Origin of the sequence: Sporomusa acidovorans (assembly GCF_900101845.1) — a bacterium.
GTDB lineage: Bacteria > Bacillota > Negativicutes > Sporomusales > Sporomusaceae > Sporomusa > Sporomusa acidovorans.
Window position 1 is genome coordinate 1 of sequence record NZ_FNAM01000024.1, and the last position, 21501, is coordinate 21501.

The 21501-nt window shown below is 37.7% G+C and carries 14 protein-coding genes and 1 pseudogene; 2 read left to right on the forward strand and 13 right to left on the reverse strand.

Annotated elements, in window-relative coordinates; translation table 11 throughout:
- Positions 1-172: 172 nt before the first annotated feature.
- From BLR65_RS31630 to BLR65_RS16365, 13 genes are all read right to left on the reverse strand, one after another.
- Complete coding sequence (locus BLR65_RS31630) at positions 173-247, reverse strand: putative holin-like toxin (protein ID WP_342741396.1); 75 nt, start codon at positions 245-247, stop codon at positions 173-175.
- Between the two features lie 924 nt (positions 248-1171).
- Positions 1172-1369, reverse strand: a complete 198-nt coding sequence (locus tag BLR65_RS16310; protein WP_093795250.1) for a hypothetical protein — start codon at positions 1367-1369, stop codon at positions 1172-1174.
- Complete coding sequence (gene brxL, locus BLR65_RS16315; protein WP_211285281.1) at positions 1356-2819, reverse strand: BREX system Lon protease-like protein BrxL; 1464 nt, start codon at positions 2817-2819, stop codon at positions 1356-1358. The genes BLR65_RS16310 and brxL overlap by 14 nt, the downstream gene beginning before the upstream one ends.
- An 11-nt stretch (positions 2820-2830) precedes the next feature.
- Positions 2831-5107: a BREX-4 system phosphatase PglZ gene (pglZ, locus tag BLR65_RS16320; protein WP_093795252.1), complete on the reverse strand. Its 2277-nt coding sequence runs from the start codon at positions 5105-5107 to the stop codon at positions 2831-2833.
- A 13-nt stretch (positions 5108-5120) separates the two neighbouring features.
- A complete protein-coding gene (locus BLR65_RS16325) occupies positions 5121-9302 on the reverse strand; it encodes a hypothetical protein (RefSeq protein WP_093795253.1) in 4182 nt (1393 codons plus the stop codon).
- Positions 9303-9314: 12 nt separating this feature from the next.
- Entirely contained in the window at positions 9315-11636 is a 2322-nt protein-coding gene (locus BLR65_RS16330) for a phosphoadenosine phosphosulfate reductase domain-containing protein (protein WP_093795254.1), read from the reverse strand.
- 270 nt (positions 11637-11906) lie between these two features.
- Complete coding sequence (locus BLR65_RS16335; protein WP_093795255.1) at positions 11907-15092, reverse strand: DNA-directed RNA polymerase subunit alpha C-terminal domain-containing protein; 3186 nt, start codon at positions 15090-15092, stop codon at positions 11907-11909.
- 844 nt (positions 15093-15936) lie between these two features.
- The gene (locus BLR65_RS16340) at positions 15937-16686 is read right to left on the reverse strand and encodes a hypothetical protein (RefSeq protein ID WP_093795256.1); all 750 of its coding nucleotides are present in this window, start codon (positions 16684-16686) and stop codon (positions 15937-15939) included.
- Between the two features lie 106 nt (positions 16687-16792).
- Positions 16793-17512 (reverse strand): hypothetical protein, encoded by a 720-nt coding sequence (locus BLR65_RS16345; protein WP_093795257.1) that lies wholly within the window; start codon positions 17510-17512, stop codon positions 16793-16795.
- Positions 17513-17517: 5 nt separating this feature from the next.
- A complete protein-coding gene (locus tag BLR65_RS16350) occupies positions 17518-18390 on the reverse strand; it encodes an ImmA/IrrE family metallo-endopeptidase (protein ID WP_093795258.1) in 873 nt (290 codons plus the stop codon).
- Positions 18383-18730, reverse strand: coding sequence for a helix-turn-helix transcriptional regulator (locus BLR65_RS16355; protein WP_093795259.1), 348 nt, complete (start codon positions 18728-18730; stop codon positions 18383-18385). The genes BLR65_RS16350 and BLR65_RS16355 overlap by 8 nt, the downstream gene beginning before the upstream one ends.
- A 720-nt stretch (positions 18731-19450) precedes the next feature.
- Positions 19451-19843, reverse strand: a complete 393-nt coding sequence (locus tag BLR65_RS16360) for a hypothetical protein (protein ID WP_093795260.1) — start codon at positions 19841-19843, stop codon at positions 19451-19453.
- A gap of 6 nt (positions 19844-19849) precedes the next feature.
- Positions 19850-20284, reverse strand: a complete 435-nt coding sequence (locus tag BLR65_RS16365; RefSeq protein WP_093795261.1) for a hypothetical protein — start codon at positions 20282-20284, stop codon at positions 19850-19852.
- 342 nt (positions 20285-20626) lie between these two features.
- Between BLR65_RS16365 and BLR65_RS16370 the strand changes: the two genes are divergently transcribed.
- Together BLR65_RS16370 and BLR65_RS16375 are read left to right on the forward strand one after the other, a co-directional pair.
- On the forward strand, positions 20627-20800 hold the full coding sequence (locus BLR65_RS16370) for a helix-turn-helix domain-containing protein (protein WP_093795262.1): 174 nt from the start codon (positions 20627-20629) through the stop codon (positions 20798-20800).
- 147 nt (positions 20801-20947) lie between these two features.
- Positions 20948-21214, forward strand: a pseudogene (locus BLR65_RS16375) (IS630 family transposase); the annotation flags it as partial.
- Positions 21215-21501: the final 287 nt, after the last annotated feature.

Sequence of the window (21501 nt, forward strand, 5' to 3'; positions counted from 1 at the left end):
AACAGACAGGATTTTTCCTGACCGGTTGCATATTTTTATTCCAATGGGTATAATATAAGAAAAGGACTGACGTGTTGCAAGCACGCCAGCCCCCACAGACTGCCTAACCGGAAACGGTTAGCCCGATTTGAAGATTATTAGGAAATAACCGCAAACCTTGGCTTGGGAGCGGTTATTTCGGTTTTATCATGAGCACAACAAGTGTTGCGAATGCGATCATTAAGTACATTGCCTCAAATGCTGACACATTACCACCCCCCTTCTAAAAAGGGTGTGACCAACCGTTCCCCCGACAGTCTGTACGAATATTATGGCATATTTTGCCAAATCGAAAAAAGAAAATATTTCTGTTTGACGATTTTTGATCACAAGCGCCGCCTTCATAAATGAAGCGGCATTTTTTATTTTCTCCGCAACGCAGTTCGCGGTTCCCTTGCTGCCGGCAGGCCCGTTTGCACGGGACGTGACGGCGTTTGACCGCCGTGGCCGGTCCGCCCCCCCTGCCTGGCTTACTAGCGCAACTGGCCAGGCTTACAATGTGTAGCCACAGGGGATTATTTATTTTTTTCAATGTCTGTTGCGGGATGGATGAGGGACACACGCTTGGCAAGAATCATAATCAATATGGTTAACCCACCACAATGCAAGGAAACAGAATGAATCGTTCCTTTGTGTCCTCCATTGCTTTTTAGGTGACTTTCGAGTTTTGAGTTTTGGCTTATCTCTAAAAAAATGATATAAGCGACGTGTCTAACGGATGCGATTGGAAATCTGAGCCAAAATGGGGTCAAATATCCGTGCCTTTACTCATCTTATCGGGACAAGGAACCTGTCCCGATGTCCATCGGCAAGTTAAGAACCGTCTACTTGCTTTCTTTAGCCTGTCTGGATTTTGTCCCTACCAGTTATTGATACATTGCCTTCCTTACATGCAATAATGGTTGATTTGCAAATGCTGAACTTGCCACATCTCGGATATCCTGCTTCCCGTTTCATTCTTAAAAATTCTCGCACTTTCAGCATGTCATCTTTTAACCCCCTTTATTCAAGTGGATTCAAGGGGGCCAGTTTATTAACTCGACACTGTGCCGAAATGGGGGTATCTGGTATGCCGCCGAAACATGTAAGTTCTGCGCCATGCGGTGCACCTATACATAAAATTCAACAAAAGCTACAAAAACAGCGTACAGCCTTGCTCTTTAAACTCTTCAATTTTTATAAGAAGATCTTCTTCTGAACAGCCCATAAAATCAGCCAAGCATGTCACGCACATGAATTGTTGAATATTACGCCCCAAAAACTTTTTATTTAATGCTTTGATATCCTTCGATAATTCAGCCTCACAATACATGCAATTATTTTTCTTCATTATTATCCACCACTGTAATTTCAGGAATGTTCTTACCAAGAAATTCGGAATCAATAATTCCTAATTGAGCTTTTATAACTCTGCGCATTTCCATTGCTGGATCTAAGCAATATTTAATAAATTTCTCTTTATTAATGTCTTCTGTTTTACGAACATGAGGAAAAAGCAGCTTCATAAACGCAGTACAAATTCGTTTGATAGCTTCTGTGTCACGGGTATCCGCGTTTTTAGGCAACACCAACAGCTCATCAACAACCCCTCGATAAAGGAGTTCGCCACGCAGAATATGCATAATTTCGCTGAAATATTCCACATTCAGTGCCCATCCGTTAACCTTGAGGCTTTCTTTCATCCGTGGGATATCCCAACCTTTGATAAAACCATGAAAACGATCTATCAACGCAGATTCATGGAATATATCGGGTAAATTAACAAACATATTTGTGTTTGTGTTCATTAAACAAATATCAATATTCCCAAGAAGAACTAAGCCCGAATCTCCAACGCCCTTATAGTCACCAACGCGATATTCACCGCTTTCAAGATAGCCTTTCAGCGCACCCTGCATTTCGCTTTTGTCGGTAAATTTAATACTCTGAATTTCGTCAAAGGCCACATAGTCATAGTGTGAAGCAAGCCCCGGATTACGTTTGCTAATATCGTAAAACATTTTTGCACGTGAAATGCTGCCACCACTAACTAGCCAGCCATATTTGCTAATCTGAGAAAACAAATAAGATTTTCCGGTTCCCTTGGGAGCCAATTCAATCAAATTCACTCTCTTTTCTACAAACGGAAGCAAGCGGCTCAACATGGTCAGCTTTTGTGTTATACTCACATATCCTGCAGGATTATAATCAATTGCGCTTAACAAAATGTCAATCCATTCTTCGATTGTGAACTGTTTACGAGCCTCACAATAATAATCAATGTCGATTTGATACGGACAAAATGGTATAAAATCAACCAGCTTAAGGATACTTTGATTGCGCTTTTCTTCTGTTTCTTCGCAGACAAGCTCAACAATACCCCAAACTTCATTTGGAGCAAGTAAATATTCCTTGTTCTGCTCTATAACATCCCAATCTGCAACAGCTTCACCCTTTGACCCAGGAACACCAAAATCTGACAGGCTAAAAAATGCTGCTCTTGTAGCAGTATCAAAATCAATTTTAATTTTCGCCAGGAATCTCACGGATTGATAATTGTGCAGCATTTCAAATTGAAGCTGTTTCCATTGTTCTTTTTGAGGAATTGTTTTTCTTACATAAGCTGATACTTCTTCCTTATCAACTTGGCCGCTTTCATCGGCAAAACGCATAACAAGCCAGTCGCGCATAAAAGAAGGAAGGCTCAACGCCGAAAAAAATTTTCCATTATCGGGACTTTTAAAGACTAGCATGTCTCCAAAACACTGTTTCAATTTTTGTTCTACAGTCTTACTTTCCATAAAAGCCTCCGTCATATATCAAACTTAGCACTTTTTTGCATGCCACGTGTTACTTGATAGTGCACCTTTCCAATAATCCGATTGTTAGAAACAACTTTAGCAACATATTCTGTTTTGCTATCTACAATAATCTGTTCGAATGTATAATTACCATCGGCAAAGCTACAGCTAATGTGCTCATTATCTACTACTATCATAGCGTTCTTGAGTTTCTGATTAGACTTAAAACGAACCAAAATTTTCCTATCAACTGGGAGTCTTATAGTAGGAGTCAATACCGTCAGTACGATAGCCTGCTTTTTGCCCCTCTTCTTACTAACGCAAATGACCGGTACAATCATTTCCTCAAGGGAAGCGCCGCCATGGATTTCACATACAGGTGCGCCTTTTTGCTTAAAATGATCATAATTAGCAAAAATCCAATAGCTTTCCTCATCCTCATCATATCGGATGCATCCTTGCAACGCAGAATAGTTGCCTTTAGCTTCAGCGCAGTATCTGCCGTATTTGTATTTATCAGCAGTTTCATCAACATCAACAGATCTTCCTCGACATAAAACAGCCAGCCTGCTCGAACCATGATCCGCAGCAATCAGCACGTTATCATTTTCAGCCAGCAACATCTCAACATTGTATTTTATTTCTTGAATATATTCCAGTTCTTGCACAATGCTTTGCGGATATGTACAGTTCGAATGCTTCCATCTATCCAAATCATAATACGGTATTGCATGATTTTTACCGCGCCAAAAGTCGCTATTCCGTCTGGTCGTGGACGGCAAATTACTATGACCGAAATGGACATCAATATCGTATATATCCTCATCAAAACAGCTTCGCAATGCGCTTACATATTCAGCACCCAAAGAATCTACAAACAAAATGATTGTATTATCATCATACAACTGATCAACTAGTACATTTCTTGATGGTAAAATCCAAAATTTTTCTCCTTGCTCCTGTGCAATGCTACTGACCATATCAATAAAGGCATCATCACCTTTATTCCTAATTTTACATCTACGGTATGCTTTAAAGTATTCTTCCAGTACAGCGTCCCTAAAACCGATATATTGCAGATATTCAAAAGCCAGAGGATAAACAAAGTGCAATACTCGCTCAGCTGTTCCAAAATCAACTGCTTCAGAAAGGCATTGTAAAATAGCCTGTTTTTCTTCTTTCGTCCGGTTTGTCAGACATCTCATCCGGCTCACAGGATCTAATTGTAAAAAAATATTGATTCTCGAAGAGGTAACAGGCAGTTTCATGGCCTGCAGCAAGACTTTGCGCTCGTTGTAAAACTCCTCATAACGTGGATTACCCAATAGGGTTATGATACTATCAAAAATATTTTTTTCAAATTCGGCGACAGATTTTGCGGCGGTAGAAACCATTTTTAAATACTCGTTTTTTGTTTGTAGCCTAGTCCATAGCCATAGTAACCATTTCCTAAAATCATCATAAGTGTCCCAATATTCAAACAGATTGTCGCTGTACTGGGATGCCGGCAACAACGTGCAAATCGTTAAATCCAAATTCTTCGTTTTGCTATATTCAGAAGCAAATTTCTGCCATTGTCTCTCAGAGCCTAAGTCCTTTGTCAACTCATTAGTCATTCTATAATATTGATGGAGCAAATCATAAGCACTGACAATAACCACAACATTATCAGAAAAAACAATGTCTGTATAATTAATTGCATTCTGTGTGCGAAGAATAATCGGCTTATCCGGATTTTGCTCCCAATAAACCAAATATTTCTTGAACCCATCAATTTCGTTTCCATAAATTGATATATCAAGGCTTTTCTGTACAATCGTCAACGAGTAATCGCTTTCCAAACCTTCATTAATATATAAGACCGTCTTTGTCTCCTTGGGGTTAAGCTGAACATTGGTCAAAACATCTTTCATCCTATAAAGCAGAATGTAAACTCTCAATTTGCCGTCGCTGTTATACTCAAAGTTGGCATGCAAAATATCATTGATCACCTTGCTGGCAATAGGACGGTTGATGCGAAAATATTCAGAAAGAGGCATCACTAGTGAAGAATCGTTCGTCAACCGAATTGCTTTCTTTAATTGATTTATATTTGGAGCTATATCATCGTTTTGACAAAACTCAGACAGTTTAATAATTTTTTGCGAATTTGTTGTCAAAAGTGATTTTACCTGCGCCCACATGCTCATTGTTTCAACATTAATAAAGCGTACAGGATTAAAATCTGCCGTTTTTGCATCCACATTTATGAAATCAACAAATGAAGAAAAATCGCTGAACTTTTGCATATCATTCACCACCTTAACCTTTGAGAATGTTAATACCAACCAGTGGCTTATCCTCAATAAGTTCCACTAACAATTTCTGCGCCTCGTCCGGAGACAGGCTACAAATTTTATCTACAACCTTTTGCCTGTAAGTATTCTGATACTTGCTTTCCGCCAACTTCCTGACGCATTCATTGGTAGCAGTTCTATTGCTTACCCAGCTATAGGCATCCCCGCCAACGGTCGAAACAAACGCATCCTTTAGTTCCTCGATATCATCAATGATATAAGCATACTCTCCACAGAAAAACGTCCTAAATATTTGATTGTATCGGTTCGAATTATTTATAATTTTCGGCACATCTCTGCTAATAAATGCAATTCCATCGTCAATTTCGGCTTCTGACTGAGCATTTCTTGTACGGTTTAGCAACTCAAATGTTTTCCGGGCAATTTCATAAGAACCTTCAAACAAACAAAGGATCGGAATCTTTTCCTGCTTAGACCATTCCGCTGGTGATGTACAACCGGTCGTATCCTGCCACAGTTGATACAGCCGATTAATTTTTTTATCTTTCCGGAAGGATTTAAGCCTATTGGTCATATTCAAAATAAACTCGTCCGGCATCTTGAACAGGGACTTTGATTCTGCTTGAGCAAATAGGTAACTCATCTCATCGGCGGAGATATCTCCGATATGCTTCCGTAGTGAAGCAGAAAAAACATCCATTTGGTTTGCAAAAAATGTGTTAAAGGCATCTGCCTGCCGGGAAATTTGTTTGATGATTTCTGCCTTGTTGTTGATAGATCTGTTACGAATTGCATAAAGGCTTCGAAATATCTCTTTTAAATCAGGACGCATTTCTGTAAGCAAAGCATCCGGCAACTTAACGATATTCAATTTTTTCTCTACTGCCTGAAATGCCGCTTCAAATGACACTTGTTTTTCTGCTAAAATACGGTTTAATGTATCAATCAGCGTATAATCTAAAAATAGATTATCAATCTGATGATTGGTATCACCAATATCCCACAGATATGAAGAATCAGCCGACATCTTTTTATTCAGCGCAATTAAGAGTTCTTGACTTTGTACTCCAAGGCGTTTAATAACCTGAATTAATTCCGGTTTATAGGCAGCGATATAATACTCCATACCGGTTTTCATATTTTCCACACGAACTATTTCTTCCAATCTGCTATCAATACCTGCGTTTCGCTTGTACAGCGCATAAAGATCTTCGGCAATTTTATTAGTATCGCGCCCGGCCATCTTGTTGGGAGAAATCAGTTCACAGTACAAACGAATGGCATGCACGAATTCATCGCACATATCCTCATCATCCAATTCGTTGGCAATATAACGTTTCAGTGACCAAAGGGGATATTCATTATTGCGCAGGAAGAGATTGATATTTTTTGCTACATCCTGAATTGAATTTTGCTTGTCTTTTGCTATCTTGAAAACATTACCTGTGATATGACAAAACTCAACATGTTCCGGTGTCTGCTTAACAATAAACTGTCCGTTTGCCTTTGGCTGTCCCTTAACTACAGAAAAAATCAAATCGCTTAGATCCGTATGATTCAAAGCAACTGTGTTGGCACCGTCGAACTTATAATAGGTTCCATCAGCATATTCCTTTAGTAAAAAACCAAGCAGAAATACTGCGCCCGTACAACTAAGCAAACCAAATGGCGGCTGTTGCAGTGCACTCCAGATATCGGTAATGGCCACCATACTATTTTTCCGGAAAGATGTCTCAATCGTATCCATAATACACTTTTTCATCTTTGAAACCGAATGGTTTGGCAAAGACGATACATAATCTGGATTTGCCCAAATGTTTTCATTCGTAAGTTTAGTAGAAATCTGCTTTAAATAGCTGTAATTGTTTGAAATCGCCAATCGATTCATCGCCATCTGTGCTACCGTATCCTTAAACCCGGAAGGCGCGAATAGCTTATCGTTTATTGAAATTTCCTCCAACCCGCAGCCAAACCAATGCGCGTTAAATTCTTTTAGTTTCTTGCGCAAATTGCCTCCCCCTTGCACCTGGTTAGGCTGACCATCGTTCTGCGGATAAATATCAATACGTGTCACTGACAGCTTTCTTTTCCAATCAGCAATTACATTAGCAGCATTTTGCCTTGCAAGCTTTCCTTGATTGCTGTCCTCACCATAGTAACGTTCGTCGGTCTTGGAAAGCAAAAATTTTTCATATGCCGCATCAGTAAATGGAGTGGAGGAAAAATCCACTAATACGACATTTCTGCCGACATCATTTTGAATCTTATCAATGATATTTTTACATTGCGCCTGTTCAGCATCGTTTTGTGCAAAAATGTAAAACACAGGAATTAGATGGGATCCAATGCTTTTTGCATGATCCAAATCGTTTTTATAGCTGCTTGGTGTTACAAGATACTTCTGGTAGCGATACTTCAAATAGCCATCCGGCATAAACTGCTCAGCCACGTTATTCGCAGAATCTGCCAATATTTTTTCAAATGATATCTGTCTTTTGACGTCGTCCTTTAGTTTATCCAAACGTTCTTGGTCAACATTTCCTACCGGTGGAATGTAGAGGGTATCATTGTTTTCCTGTATGGTAGAAAATATGCCCTTGGAAACAAATTCTGTCATTATACTTGCAATCAAAGTTTGAATCAGAGTGCCAACAAAAGCAGTAGAAATATTGTTCAGGGTTGCTCGCAGTAAAGCGGATTGGCCTTGTACACGTCCGGTTCCGTTTTTTTGTTGAATTGCAGAGAGCAGTAGGGCAACCTTCAAAACTCTTTGCTTATCTTCGTCACCGCCACAAACGGAAACATAATTGTCATACTGAGCAATGGCCGACTTGAATACATCATTCAAGTCAACATTATCCGATGTAAAAAAGTAGTCCCAAATATAATCAGCAGTCAAATAATTCCATCCGCCCATTGCATTGTCATGATTTTTGATAAACCATCTGAAATTACTTTTCTCCGAATCGCCATCCTGATAATCACCGCTAAGAAATTGAAACATCGTACGCTGATTGGAACTGATTTCTTTGGAAATAACTTTCAGCAAATAGGCAGCGTATGGATGCAGGGGCAAAAGGTTCTGCAGTTCAGCTTCATTCGTGTCTTTAGCATAATAAACAATGGTGCTTTTTGTCACTCTCTCAACGCGTCCCCATAAATCATCGGACAACTTACCCCATTCGCTACTCAGATCGGGGTCATGTTTGATGGCCTGTCCCATCAGTTTAAAAGCAGTTGCTTCCGCCATATCAATTGATCTGATTTTAAACCTGGCCTCAATAATTTTCTTTGCCTTCTGGTCATTGATAATTTGAGTACCGCTGTGGGTGATCAGAAAAAAATAAAAGTTAATTCTCGATGAAGCCTGTGCGATTTCCTGCAAGCCAGTAATATTGTTCTGGTTGTTCTTAAAAAACTCGGTAAATTCATCCCATATAAATACAATAGCGTATAGATTGTTCCCTTTTACCACATCATCAATCCAGTTGATGACATCGTCGTACGAAGAGGACCAATTATAATGCTCAAGTTCAGATACTTCTACAATGGTTTCCAAAAGATCCATCGAATCATCAATTCCAAGTTCTTCTAAATCATGAATAACACTATCAGCATCTGCATAACCTTCAAATTTTTTCTTATGTTTTTCAAAGGCATTAGCAAAGTTAAATGAGGCTGACGGATCCTTTAACGTGCTTAAAATATTATCATACTGGCTTTTGCCGCCCCGATATGTATATCCACCTTTTGTTAAAGCACTCTTAATGGACTCAATGATGCAATTAAACAACCTGTTGTCTCCTACCACGCTAGCAGAAGAGCTGCGATGCACCACCAAGATTTTGCCACAATTGCGCACACCGGCAATTCTTGCATACAAAGATTGCATATTATTAGCCGCAAAGTATGCCTCGACATCCCTTAGATCGTCTTCTAAAATATGCTTGATTACAAAAGAAGCAAAAGTTTTACCCGTACCATAAGCCCCGTGCATCCAAATGGGCAAATCCTTGCTAACACTTCCTTTTTCCAATGTATCTGCCAACTGCGAGATAATAGATTTAAAACTGTCATGAGGATAAAAAGACTTCCACTTATTCGGAAACTTCTTGTCACTGTGTTCACTGAAAACAGGTATGAAGTCAGCATCAACGCTAATAAATTCTTCATATTTCCTGGTCATCACTGATCCCCCTTAAAATAAAGCCATAACATCAAGCGATGTCTTTTCGCTTACTAAATAAATGTCTTCCATCATGTCCTTGTTGAAGTTGACCTTGATAAAGTTGCTGTAATCCCTAGCGAGTCCTTCAACAATCTGCTTGCAGGTTTCCCGATCTAAATTATACAGCTTAGCGGGACTGATTCCACCGTGATTGACACCGTCATTAAATAAGTCGGATAATGTAAAACTGTAAAGCTGGTCGGATTTTTCCGCGAATTTATAAAGACTGTAAAGAATAGTTAATGGTTCCGGATTGGACCATGCCCCCTTTGTAATAGAAACTACAGACTTTCCCTTCATCTGACATTCTGCCATTTTAAGACCCCATCCAATCGGCGAAGCCTTCATTGTTTCCTTTAGTGACTTAATGGCACTATTTTTAACAGAGTCTGTATAACTATCACCTAACATAATCCGCAAAGAATCATTATCATAGCGCTGGAATGGCTCTATTTTGTTCACAAACCAATTAATTAGTGCCGAATTGTATGCCAAATTATTGTAGATAATGCCCCAAGTAGCAAAATCATCGCTTCCTATGTTATATAAATTTTTACAAATAGCAGTAGGTGATAATCCATCAATCAGCTCTGCATCCTTCATCCATGCTTTAAAAGCTAGGAACATGTTCTTCCCCATTCTTTTATTATCCCAAAAGTCCGTCCCCATGCCCATATCAAAAAAAAGCTCAAGCCAATCTTGTCTAAATCCTCGCGTCTGATACGCAGCTAAATTGTTCATCCTACTTCCTCCAACCGGCAAAGTTAGTGATTGTGCAACAATACACCCTTTATTTCTATCTAAGCAGTATTCGCAATGTTGACATCCCTTTACTGTTATATTGCAACCACTATCCATATTAATTGCCCCAATAGGACATTCCGCAATGCATACCTTACATCCGACACAGTATGCCGCTTTATTTAAAGCATTTTTCAATAAATACATCAATCTGATTGTTTCAACATTTTGAAGAGGCGTCTTAAATCGTAATTTGATATTACCATTATCCTTAATGAGTTCAATATTCAATATTGTGTTTTTATATTCAAGTTGCAAATGGTTATCAGCCATTTGAAAAATCGGTCCAATTGTTGAAAGCCACTGATAGTAATCCGAATTTGGATTTATTAACAAAAGCTCTGTATATCCATTATCATTTACTTGAATCAATTTGTTACTTCCAATAGAAATATCGCGTCCATTTAATCGCAATTTCCAATTACGTTCATTGAAGTATTTTTCAAAAGCAGTCGATGATTTAAAGTCTATCGTAAGTAGTTTACTTAAAACATCTACATACTTTTCTACTTGTCTAGATTGAATTTTACTGTTTATAAAAAATGACCATTTCGATGACATTGGACAAAAAACACATCCTGCCCTTGTTAACCCTTTTTTATATGCATCATTTAAAAACAAATCATTTTGAAACATATATAAAAACAATTCACTCGTGTTCCATTCAAGAATCGGACAGCAACTAGTTTGCATTATATGTTTTTTTGAATCAGATATATGTTCATAATTCGATCGACTTTCACTTTCTTCTGCTCTCACTCCTACAAAAACTAAAGTTTTAAACCTATTTTTACCAACAAGTTTTTTTATGAGCAAGACTTGCGGTACTGTTTTATGAACGCTGCAGCACCAACGTAATTTTTCCGCTGGTGGTCCTATTTTCATCCAGCTATTAGGAGCATTAAAATGTGATTTAGCTGTGTGCCAACGGAGATCAGGCCATTCATTTTGCGCTCGATGTACAGAATTATATGTATCACTAAGTTCCATTGTCGTATCTGCAAACACTACTTCAAAACCGTCATGCGGCAAAGCCCTCTGCACCAAGTCGAGCATCACTATAGAGTCTTTTCCCCCACTAAAAGCAACGTAAATAATATCCGCCTTTTTCTGATATGCCTTATAAGTATCATAAATAAACCGTAGCGTCTTCTGAATTAGCCCAATCATTAGCACCTTGTTCTTTTCAACCATTGTGCCAATGTCTACCGGCTGAATTTCCATATCAGTTACACTAGCCTTTAGCATAGGTAGATCATACAAACTACCACCAACTGCTTCGCCAATGCAATCCCCAAAATAAATATATTTCCTTCCTTCTGCCCACATTAAAGGTACATCAACAGCCGGAAGCTTCCAGCCAAACTGCTTGTCGAATCCTAATAATTGTAGTTCTTCTTTAAACACAGGACGCACTTCTTTGATAACACCGGTTATCTTTGTATCCAGTAAATATCCACCTGTCTCCTGATCCCAAATATAATTATACATTCCATACCGTCCTTAAATTATCATATTACTGCTGCCTGGAGTGCTGCTTCTTCTACTATGTAACTACATTTAACATCATGCCTGCCATGTTGCGAAATTCCAGATTCCCCCTCAACCCTGGAAAAAACGAAGGCTTTTCATATTGGTGCTAAGCTCTTCAATATACAATTTTCTTAATACTTAATTCTCAATACCCCTGATTCTGAAGTAGGTATCAAGTAAAACCTCTTCCAGCACCAATAACGGCATGTGCAAGCTTCACCTACCGGATTACTTTATTATGATTTCTCTATACTCATCCCTGCAAACCACTCTTCCGTCAGTTAGGCATTTGGGTGGCTCACCTAAAATCAATTTCTCGCCCTGAAGCCAGTTTAAAACGTCATCTATGGATAAAAATGGATCCCTATTATGTTCTGACTTCAACACACTACGCAAAAGATCTTCATAGTTGTCTACATCCATCGTTGGATCCACAAAAACTGTATTCATTGCAAAAGTATCAGTCGTTGGCATATCAACAATTCGAATTTCTTCAGAAAAATACTTCTCAACGATGCTCCGCAGCAAGAACGCATTCCACGAAACTCCAATGTCCGGATAAAAAATATAATTATCGATTCTGCTCGCAACAATATATCCCTTACAAGAAAATCCTTCCAAAATCATGTTTTCTATTTCATGTAATGTCTCATCAGTTAATACGCTATCGTCTATGCGTATAAGCATCTCGCTGTTTATACGCAAAAAATCATTATTCAATTGCCTAATCAATCCGCGAATAGATAAAAATTGCAAATGGTTTTCCGTACATATACCCATCAACTCAGAAACTGATAGCCTATCATAATCCTGCAAATGCTGTTTTATGACCGTCAAATTCGTTATTTCATCTGTTGTACCCAATTTTGCAATATATGGTCGTGAAAAAGAAAATTCGTCTTCAAACATATACTGCAAAATTCCGAACAATTTGCTGTGAGTGGAGACCTCGTTTCTCGTCAAAAAATCTGCATGTGTTATCCATAAGAGATCCAACAGCTTGCGGGAAGATACCGGTAGATTTTTAGCCTCAGTTTCAATAATCTCTCTGATAGTGTAGTCCTCTTCCTGCAAATTCAGTAAGTCTGAATGCATATACTGGCCATTGTCTAACCCGATGATGGATTTGCTCCCATTTACTTTCATGGAAAGCATAATGTCGCTAATCCCCGGGAACTCGGAAAGAATTTCATTTTTATGAACTTCGCCTCGTTCACGAATGAATACTTCTAGTTCAGCCCCAAATTTTGCGTCTTTTTCTTTTGAGATTAAATCTCGGGTAAAGTAATATTTATCCTTCAAACGATAATGCAAGATGCCCTGCAAAAAATAGTGATTGCTAACATTAGAAGAAAGCAAAAGTTCTTCCTTAAATCTCTCAAACAACTCATGAAATGAAATTGCAATACGCTCACTGCCCGAAATATAATCGTCTATCTTTTGAACAAGCCCGTCCGGAATCTGAATATATGAAGGGTGGATATACATTCCCCGGTCACAAAGCACCGCGACATCTGCAAGACGTGCGCAAAACGCCCGTATATTGTTTGAAAATTTTACATTTCCAAACACTTCTTTAACTTTTTCTCTAAAACGGTTTTCTTCATCCTCATCGTAAAGTTTTATTCCTGCAGGGTAATATGTTTTTAAGATTACCTCGCACATTAGTGATACCGTTAATCTTCCCCTATACCATACTTGCCCACTAAAACTATACTTTCTTTTAAATTCTGTTTGCAGAATTTCCAGCGGAACTCCAACCTGTGAGCTAACGGAAGAAAGTAGAGTTGCTAATTTATTACAAAAAATTATCTGCGGAAGATCAGAAACAAATTGTTCTACCCGATCTGCATTATATACCATATTTTTTAAATGAAACAACTTTCTATCTGAGTCATATACAAATGAATTACTACTATTGTATTTCTGTAAAAAATATTTAAATAATTCCGTTTTGGAAGAATCGCCAATATAATCGGTTATTTCTTGAATTGTTAAAACGGTATCCCCATTTCTATCCGCGCATATGAACATAAGTGGATCAATACCCGTTTGTGCGATATTCGCATGCAATACAGTCATTGCCTTTTTTTCGATTTGGCGAATACGTTCTCTGGTTAATCCAAATTCAATCGCAATAGACTCCAGCGATAATCCAGCGCAACGTCTACAAAGGATAGAAAACGGTTTTTCATATTTCGGGATCATATTCCCCAAAGCGGTAGTAAGCACCTGTCTAAAATCTGTTTGTAGCAATTGCAGTAAAACACTCATTGCCGCTTCACTATTTTTCTCTTTACATACTTCGCTAAACAATTTTTTCAAGTCTGAAACTTTTATCTGTGGCTGCAAAAATGGTTTCAATACCGCATGCGCAGTTTTTGCCCCCGTCGATGTGAATGCTTTAATATAATTGCTCAGCATATAACTGCGCCTATAATAAGGAATCAAATCATAAACTTCAAAAAGCTTTTTTTCTCTCTCATATGCTGTACTAAATTCTTCTAACGATGCTATAAGCGGAATAACCCTGCTTGAATTTGTATATATTTCCAATGAAAATTCGCATCCAATGCAATCAATAGCATTCACTACATTTTTTACGATTTTCTGCTCCTCTGAGGATAAGTTTTTACGCGCACCATCATCATTTTCACCTAGCAAGATTGTTTCGATAATACTTCTACATTCCGGAGACAAAAATATTTTCCCCTTTGCACTATCGAAATCATCGACAAGACTGACGGAAAAATGCTGTCTCTCCAGTTCAACAATCTTGGCTAAAATTTCATCTATACTCTTTGCTCCAAGATTGCGAATTTGCGATAATTTTTCCCGATCTAATTCCAGTAATTGTAAGACAGTTTTAATACCGCCTTTAATGAGCGCATTAGTAGCCCTGGCAGAAAGATTCAGCCCATGAATGCTGTCAACCCAAGGCACTCGGTCATATGCTTTAGATACAGGATGTACGCTATCTAAAAGTGGCTCCAAGGTTCCAACCATTACTTTCTCTACAGTCGCAGTAAACTTAACTTTATCATTTGTTATTGTAAAATCTGAATTCTCCTCTTCATAGTGAGGTTTTCCTTCAATGATAGAGTTGAATGTTCCGTTATCATCGCTAAGCAAATCTACTTTTTCATCAGTCGAAAAAGTAGCCGCTGCTTCCAGAGCAACCGGCTTTGGTATACCATCTTGATGCAACGGTATGACACCGCTTTCAAAATCGTAAACATTCCTCTTTAATTGCTTTACAAAAGAAACATCTGCATTGTATTTCGCTTTGAATGCAACAAAATCAACAGACGTTAACTCATCAAGAAATATGTAATTACAGACATTACAGTATTCGAGGAAAGAGGCATACTCACCCTGTGAAAAAGCTTCTGCTATTTTAATTTTTGCATCCATGCCATTCTCCTTTAGCCACTTGATATGTTTATTCGTCAGCAATGTATGTGTTCATCGTGCTTAATGAATCCCGTTTTATTCTTATATTAGCTCCAAAAGTATGCACTCCAGCAACAATACTTGATACATACTCGACGTAAAATAACCACGGTAACATGTAATTCTAGGGAGGTTGTTTCCCTATAATCTTCCATACTTTTACACAAAACTCCTTTAAAATTCATGTAATTATTTATTGTACCAAACTCCTTCGTAAGAGTTCTTTAACTTCAAAAATGCTTCAATCCATATTCTCGCGGACCAAAGCATTATTGTACTTCCCGATGTTACCTACCGACTATTGTGTGCAGTAAAATTGCCAAAATAGACATCAAAAGCCGGCGAACTTCGGCCAGCAGACTTAATCTCCTACATTGTAAATTTCTACAATTGTCGACGCCACTAACCTTGGCTTACTAGAAGGCCATTAAATATAATCCTCAAAAATGCCATTACCTTGACAGTTTCACATGTCAATTGGTAACGGCATTTTATTTCCAGATTATCCGGTTACATTCTCGCAAAATACCTCTTATATTCGTGTATTTGTATATTCTCGTGTCAGAGGTGTCGACCCCCAACAAACGTTCGTTCCATTTTCAACGTCTATGCGAACATAAAAACACACTTTTAAATTTATCAAAACCTGCGAACCCTTACTATTACTGGAGTTTTCGTTCTATCAACGCAACGCTCTCAACATGCATCGTGTTAACATAACAAGTTAAAAGAAAACACAGGTTAGATTTATTACTACTTTATCTTTTAGGTAAATTTCACCATATTGCAATAATATATAAACGAACTATTTTATTATTGCTAATTGTTTTTTACTTGAAAGTGTACAACAGAATACATTAAAAGTTCCCGAACTACTCCACTTGCCAGCTACAACTATGGTATATTTTTTATTTTGGAAAATATTATCCTTGATTGCCTTAAATAGGGCTTCTTCACTAAACTTTAAAATAAAAGTATATTCTTCTCCGTCAGTAGAAGCAGTCAAGAAAATTTCCTGTTTAGTTGCGTCGTAAAAATGTGGTCTTTTGCATTTCCCTTCTATTATTCTCCAACCGAATACGCCTTTAGGGTACATATAAATGCTCCTGTTATCCAGTAGCATTTGACCAATTGTTATCCCATTATATGTATCAGCGCAGTCATAGGCTCTACACATAGAATATATCTGATGTAATGTACGTGGTGGTTTTGGTGTTACCATGCCACTACCATGCTCTCCAGATGTTTCTTTTTTACGCTGCGGTTGGCTTTGCATTGTTAAAGCCGATAGCGCACTGCCAAATTCAAATTTATCTTCATTATAATTATTAGGGTTGAATCCATTTGAAGCTCCATGTGGGCAGCCTTTGATATGTGGATGAGAAGGAATTGCAGAAAAGTGCACCACAGAGACTCCTTCTTTATGTCGTATATACATATGAGCATCACATCGAAGATTAGGACAATAGAAGCGAGTACCTTTGTCCTGTTTTTGAGCATTTCTTGCCAATACTTTTTCTTTTCTGAAGACATCTTTATAAACATACATTGCCATAATAGCGCCTCCTTCTTACACCAGTTGTGCTTTACTACTTATAGTTGACAAAGCAAAGAAAGCACCGGCTATCACATAGCTGGATGATAAAAATAGGGCTGAAGATTCATTTTTCAGCCCTATTTATTTCTGGGTAAAGTTGATTCATTATATTGTTAAATTCATCCCATGAAGGATTACATTCTTTGTCAGTTTTTGTTATATAATACAAATATTTATATAAACTACGGAGATTCTCTTGAACTCCATTGCCATACCGTATTAATAAATGTATTATTTCAAAGGCCCTAACTGATGAAATATCATCTAAGCTAGTTTCCAATTGCTCAGCTTCTTCTATCAATCGTAATGCTCTGGCATCACGTGAGCAAAAATAAATTAGGCTTTTAGTAGCCATATATGCGAGGCTTTTTACTTCGCCCCGGTCACTTGCATTATCCAATGTAGGATTATATTCTGTATATTTTGCTATCTTGGGTTCAATTGTATTTCTATATGCCATTTCAATTTCAGTTAGATCAGTATCTCTTAACATTTTGATAGTAGGTGGTATTTTTGCCATTTCAGCATCAACAAAAACCCTGGATGAACCTAGAACTTCATTATATACAGCCTCATGCATACAAATATTAGGAAAAGTCTTTATAATAGGCAAGAGCCATATATCCCTGAAAGGTTCAAACTTCCAAGCGGGAACTTTACTATTGACTTTGCTGCGGTCTGGTGGAATAAAGATATTAGCATCAGCAATAATGGGCATATTCGGATTACTAAGAAGCATAGCTATAGACGGATTTTGAGTTTTAAGAACTTGGTTTAGTTTCATAACAACTATTCCTCCAAAAACTCTCGGAATTCCTCTAGGTCTTCATCGTCGATTTGATCTTCTATACCAAAATCCGAAAGTTTTTTGCGGAACAAATTAAGTGCGTCTGCAAGTTCTGATATTGATATAATGCCATCATCGTAATTCCGAACCATTTTTTCTAAATTAATTCCATCCGTCCCAAAGAGTCTGGTTTTTGTATTTAAATGTCTAAAAATTTCCGGTTTTATAGCGCAGCCAATTTGATAATATACACTATCTTCATTTCGTGCATCTACCTGTATTAATTGCTCATATTGTTCTTTATAAATGGCCTGAATCTCATCTAATCTTCGTACAATAGCACGGTAAGGAAGGCGGTACTCACAATGCAATCTCGCAACAAATCTAAGCAAAGCACTATGATTCCAATCCTTTAAGTTGCCCTCCCCGTAATTTACTTCTTTAATCTCAATTTCTAGCTTTTCAGTAGGAAGTAAAAATTCAGCGGCAAATCTATTTGCTTTCATTTCATAAAGTTGGGAAATATCATCGGATATACGACATATGTGCATCTCATTTTTTTCATAATGATGATACAATTCATGAGCAAGAGCAAATATCTGTTTATCATAATAATCTGCTGTATTTAAGCCAATGAATGAAATATACTCTGAACCTTCCCTAATAGATACATACATCGCCGAAAAATATGAATCGGTAGTTTCATCTATTTCTATCGGCAAGTTAATTAAATAGATTCCTTCTTTGTTGATAATCTTGAATATATTATCACCTATAGGAGACATACCGATATCAAAGAAGCGTCTTTTTGCTGTAGCAAGTTCAGCTATTTTAAAGAGATCTTGTTTACTAAGGTTTTTTTCTGGATTATCCATGTCTATGCTTCCTTAATAATTCATGCTTACGTAAACATAGCATCATAGAAATCATTTTTTCTACGCCCTGTTTTTCTTCTTCAGTCTTTGCATTACCTCTAAGGGCAAGAAAAACATCTTCTTTTGTTTCTTCTGTAAATAAGTTAGAAATTGAAAAATTTAATACTTCAGCTAACCTTTCTAGCTGTGGTAACGAGGGCATAAATTTTTGGTCCTCTATTTTTGCAATCTGTAGACGATTTATCCCTGTTAAATCACCAAGTTTTTCTTTCGTAAGTTTTAGTTCTTGTCTTTTAGATGCTACAGTAGATGCAAGAAGCTCCGTTGATATTTTTTTCATCGCTGGCCCCTCCTTCTTTTCTCTTTAGTATTGTTTAGTAGTAAACGAATAATATATTTGATACTTTTTATATCATATTATACTCATTTATATCTAACATGATACTACAAACATCAAAAAAGTCAATAATTTCCATTATTTAACACATAATTAAATATAAGTATTTACATAAACGTAAAAGTTATATTTAGTTCGACGTGAGCAGTAGCTAGGCGGTAAAAATCCGTTATGGGCTTAGTAGTCGGAACCATTAACTAAACAGCAAGGGTGTCCTTCGTGAAGGGAAATACACAAAATGGAATTTTACGTAAAGGTTCGCCCCTTTATCTCAAGCAATGTCAAACACCTATCATTGGGATAAAAGTCAGATAAAAGTACTTGACAAATTAAGAATAATGAGGCAGTCCGATAAATGCGCTTCCATAAACCACAAAACTCAGTAGTCGCGCTAGTTTGCGGGGCTCCTGGCTTTTGTTCCGCGCGTTTATGCAATTTATACATGGGAACTTATGCATAAACCTGCAAAATCAGTTATATGTATCCAACTCTTTCTTACAGTGGCAATTTTCCATCCTTCTTCTTTGAAAAGGCCCGCTCCAAAGGTTTTACGGAATTTTGGATTTCGGGAATAACAAAGTATTTTAAACAAAACCGCAGGATATAGTGCTGTAATATAACACCTGCCGCCCATTACTGATCCAGTAAATCAAAGCTTTCATTTTATAATCGGTTAGCAACGTCCATCGCAGCGTCAAAAGTGTCCGCTATGATTTCTATACCCTGTAATCCATTGACATCATTGAAATCAACATTGCATTCAATTGCTTCTCTCTTAGCCACCTGGATATTTGTATCGAAGATAGCTGTTATTATTCCTTCATCCTGAGAAAAGCTTTCCTTTTCTTGTACAAAATAAGGCTGCTTCATTCGGGGCAGTCTTATCGTCCCCCCGTGCACAGTATTACCAACTTCCACACCAATCCAACGATTATTAGCATCCAAAAGTAAGTTTCCTGTAACATTAGTAAGTGTACTTACAATAATGCCATCAAAATCTCGAAAATAAATATAAATCAGCGCCCCGTTTTTCTGCTTTTCAAATGTAATTCTCATACATATCTACCCTTTCACCCCTTTATTACTCAACATTTGCTTACCTCTTATCTTTCCTGCCCGAGCTATCATCTTGCGCCGCACATGACCAATGCATCGTTTATTGCCAGTATAAAGTGCGACCTGTTCCTTGTCTTGATACGCAATGTCCCGGTTGTTGCTCCATTCACGGTAACAGCGTACACGGTACCCATCACCGGTCGCCTTTATCAGCAGACGAATAAGCCGTTTGTGTCTCTTAAATCCGTAACGAGTAAAAAAGAATTCAAATTCCCTATAAAATGGCATATGAGGCCCAAACAGTACTGCTTGACACTCGTCAAATTCACGTTCTTCCTCTTGAGAAAAGTCTGTCAGGTCATGATATCCGCAGTAAAAGCCACATGGGCCATCGCCATCATAGCGTTCAAAGTGAATGAGGCGTTGCCTTCCATTCTTCATCTATCTCCCCCACTACTACTTTTCCGTCTAACTACCAATATTGCCCTATTTTCTTAAGGACCTTCTCACTATATATAACGTGTTAAACAATTCATCGTAACCCCTATTTTCTTTTGGATAGATATGGTATATTTTATGTATCCATACTACTAAAAGAAAAGGTGCTTGAATGAATAAACTTGAAAGTCAAATACAAGATGTAACTAATGCGATGAAATCAACTAAGAATCGTCGTATGTTTGAAAGGTATCAAGCAGTTAAGCTTTACTTGGAAGGTCACAAAATTATTCATATTGCTAAAATTATAAACAAAGACCCGAGGATGTAGGCTTTCCTGCCGAGATGAATTGGACCTGTCCATTAGTCGCTGAATGGATTCAGCGTCAGTTTGGAATCAAGTACACTGATCGTGGAGTATTGGATTTGCTGCGGGATCTCGGGTTTAGCTGTACTCGCCCTACCTATACATTAGCCAAAGCAAATCTTGAAAAACAAGAGGAGTTTAAAAAAATTTAGCAACCTCAAAACTCGCTTGTTAAATGATGACGTTGACCGGATTCTTTTTGAAGATGAGGCAATGATTCGTGATTACCAGCTATAGGCCGTACCTGGTTTTTAAAAGGACAACAGAAGGTTATTCCTACGTAGGGTAAACATCAGGGGGTTAAATTAGTTGGAACATTGGACTACGAATCCGGCGAGATATTTTGCGTGGAAGAAGAGCGTTATGATGTACAAGTATTTCTGGAATTTCTAAAAAAGGTACTTTTAAAATATCCGGGCCAACGAATTGTAATGGTACTGGATAATGCTAAAATTCATCATTCTAAACTACTTGTACCATTCCTTAACGAACATGAATATGAGTTGGAATTAGTATTTTTACCACCATATAGCCCGAATCTCAATCTTATTGAAGGTGATAGATAATTCGACAATGCTAACAAAAGCCCCAGTTTATGGGAGACAAAAGTGAGGTGAAGCTATTAGCAACATAATTCAATAAGTATGGAAAACACACACAGACTTTTAATGTGTTGTAAAAATGGCAAGCAGCATTTCCGCGGCCAAGCAAAATATGCTGCCCTATTTCATGCGCCCTGAAGAAGGTTTAACCTTCCGGCGCGCATATATAAACAATTTTATTATAAAGTATCTGCCAAAAAACGTAAACCTACATAATAATTAGGATGAGTTTCATATCTACTTTCTGATTT

Coding starts and splice junctions, on each gene's coding strand:
- BLR65_RS16310 (WP_093795250.1), bottom strand. CDS start 1,369: ATGAAGAAAAATAATTGCATGTATTGTGAGGCTGAATTATCGAAGGAT.
- brxL (WP_211285281.1), bottom strand. CDS start 2,819: ATGGAAAGTAAGACTGTAGAACAAAAATTGAAACAGTGTTTTGGAGAC.
- pglZ (WP_093795252.1), bottom strand. CDS start 5,107: ATGCAAAAGTTCAGCGATTTTTCTTCATTTGTTGATTTCATAAATGTG.
- BLR65_RS16325 (WP_093795253.1), bottom strand. CDS start 9,302: ATGACCAGGAAATATGAAGAATTTATTAGCGTTGATGCTGACTTCATA.
- BLR65_RS16330 (WP_093795254.1), bottom strand. CDS start 11,636: ATGTATAATTATATTTGGGATCAGGAGACAGGTGGATATTTACTGGAT.
- BLR65_RS16335 (WP_093795255.1), bottom strand. CDS start 15,092: ATGGATGCAAAAATTAAAATAGCAGAAGCTTTTTCACAGGGTGAGTAT.
- BLR65_RS16340 (WP_093795256.1), bottom strand. CDS start 16,686: ATGGCAATGTATGTTTATAAAGATGTCTTCAGAAAAGAAAAAGTATTG.
- BLR65_RS16345 (WP_093795257.1), bottom strand. CDS start 17,512: ATGAAACTAAACCAAGTTCTTAAAACTCAAAATCCGTCTATAGCTATG.
- BLR65_RS16350 (WP_093795258.1), bottom strand. CDS start 18,390: ATGGATAATCCAGAAAAAAACCTTAGTAAACAAGATCTCTTTAAAATA.
- BLR65_RS16355 (WP_093795259.1), bottom strand. CDS start 18,730: ATGAAAAAAATATCAACGGAGCTTCTTGCATCTACTGTAGCATCTAAA.
- BLR65_RS16360 (WP_093795260.1), bottom strand. CDS start 19,843: ATGAGAATTACATTTGAAAAGCAGAAAAACGGGGCGCTGATTTATATT.
- BLR65_RS16365 (WP_093795261.1), bottom strand. CDS start 20,284: ATGAAGAATGGAAGGCAACGCCTCATTCACTTTGAACGCTATGATGGC.
- BLR65_RS16370 (WP_093795262.1), top strand. CDS start 20,627: ATGAATTGGACCTGTCCATTAGTCGCTGAATGGATTCAGCGTCAGTTT.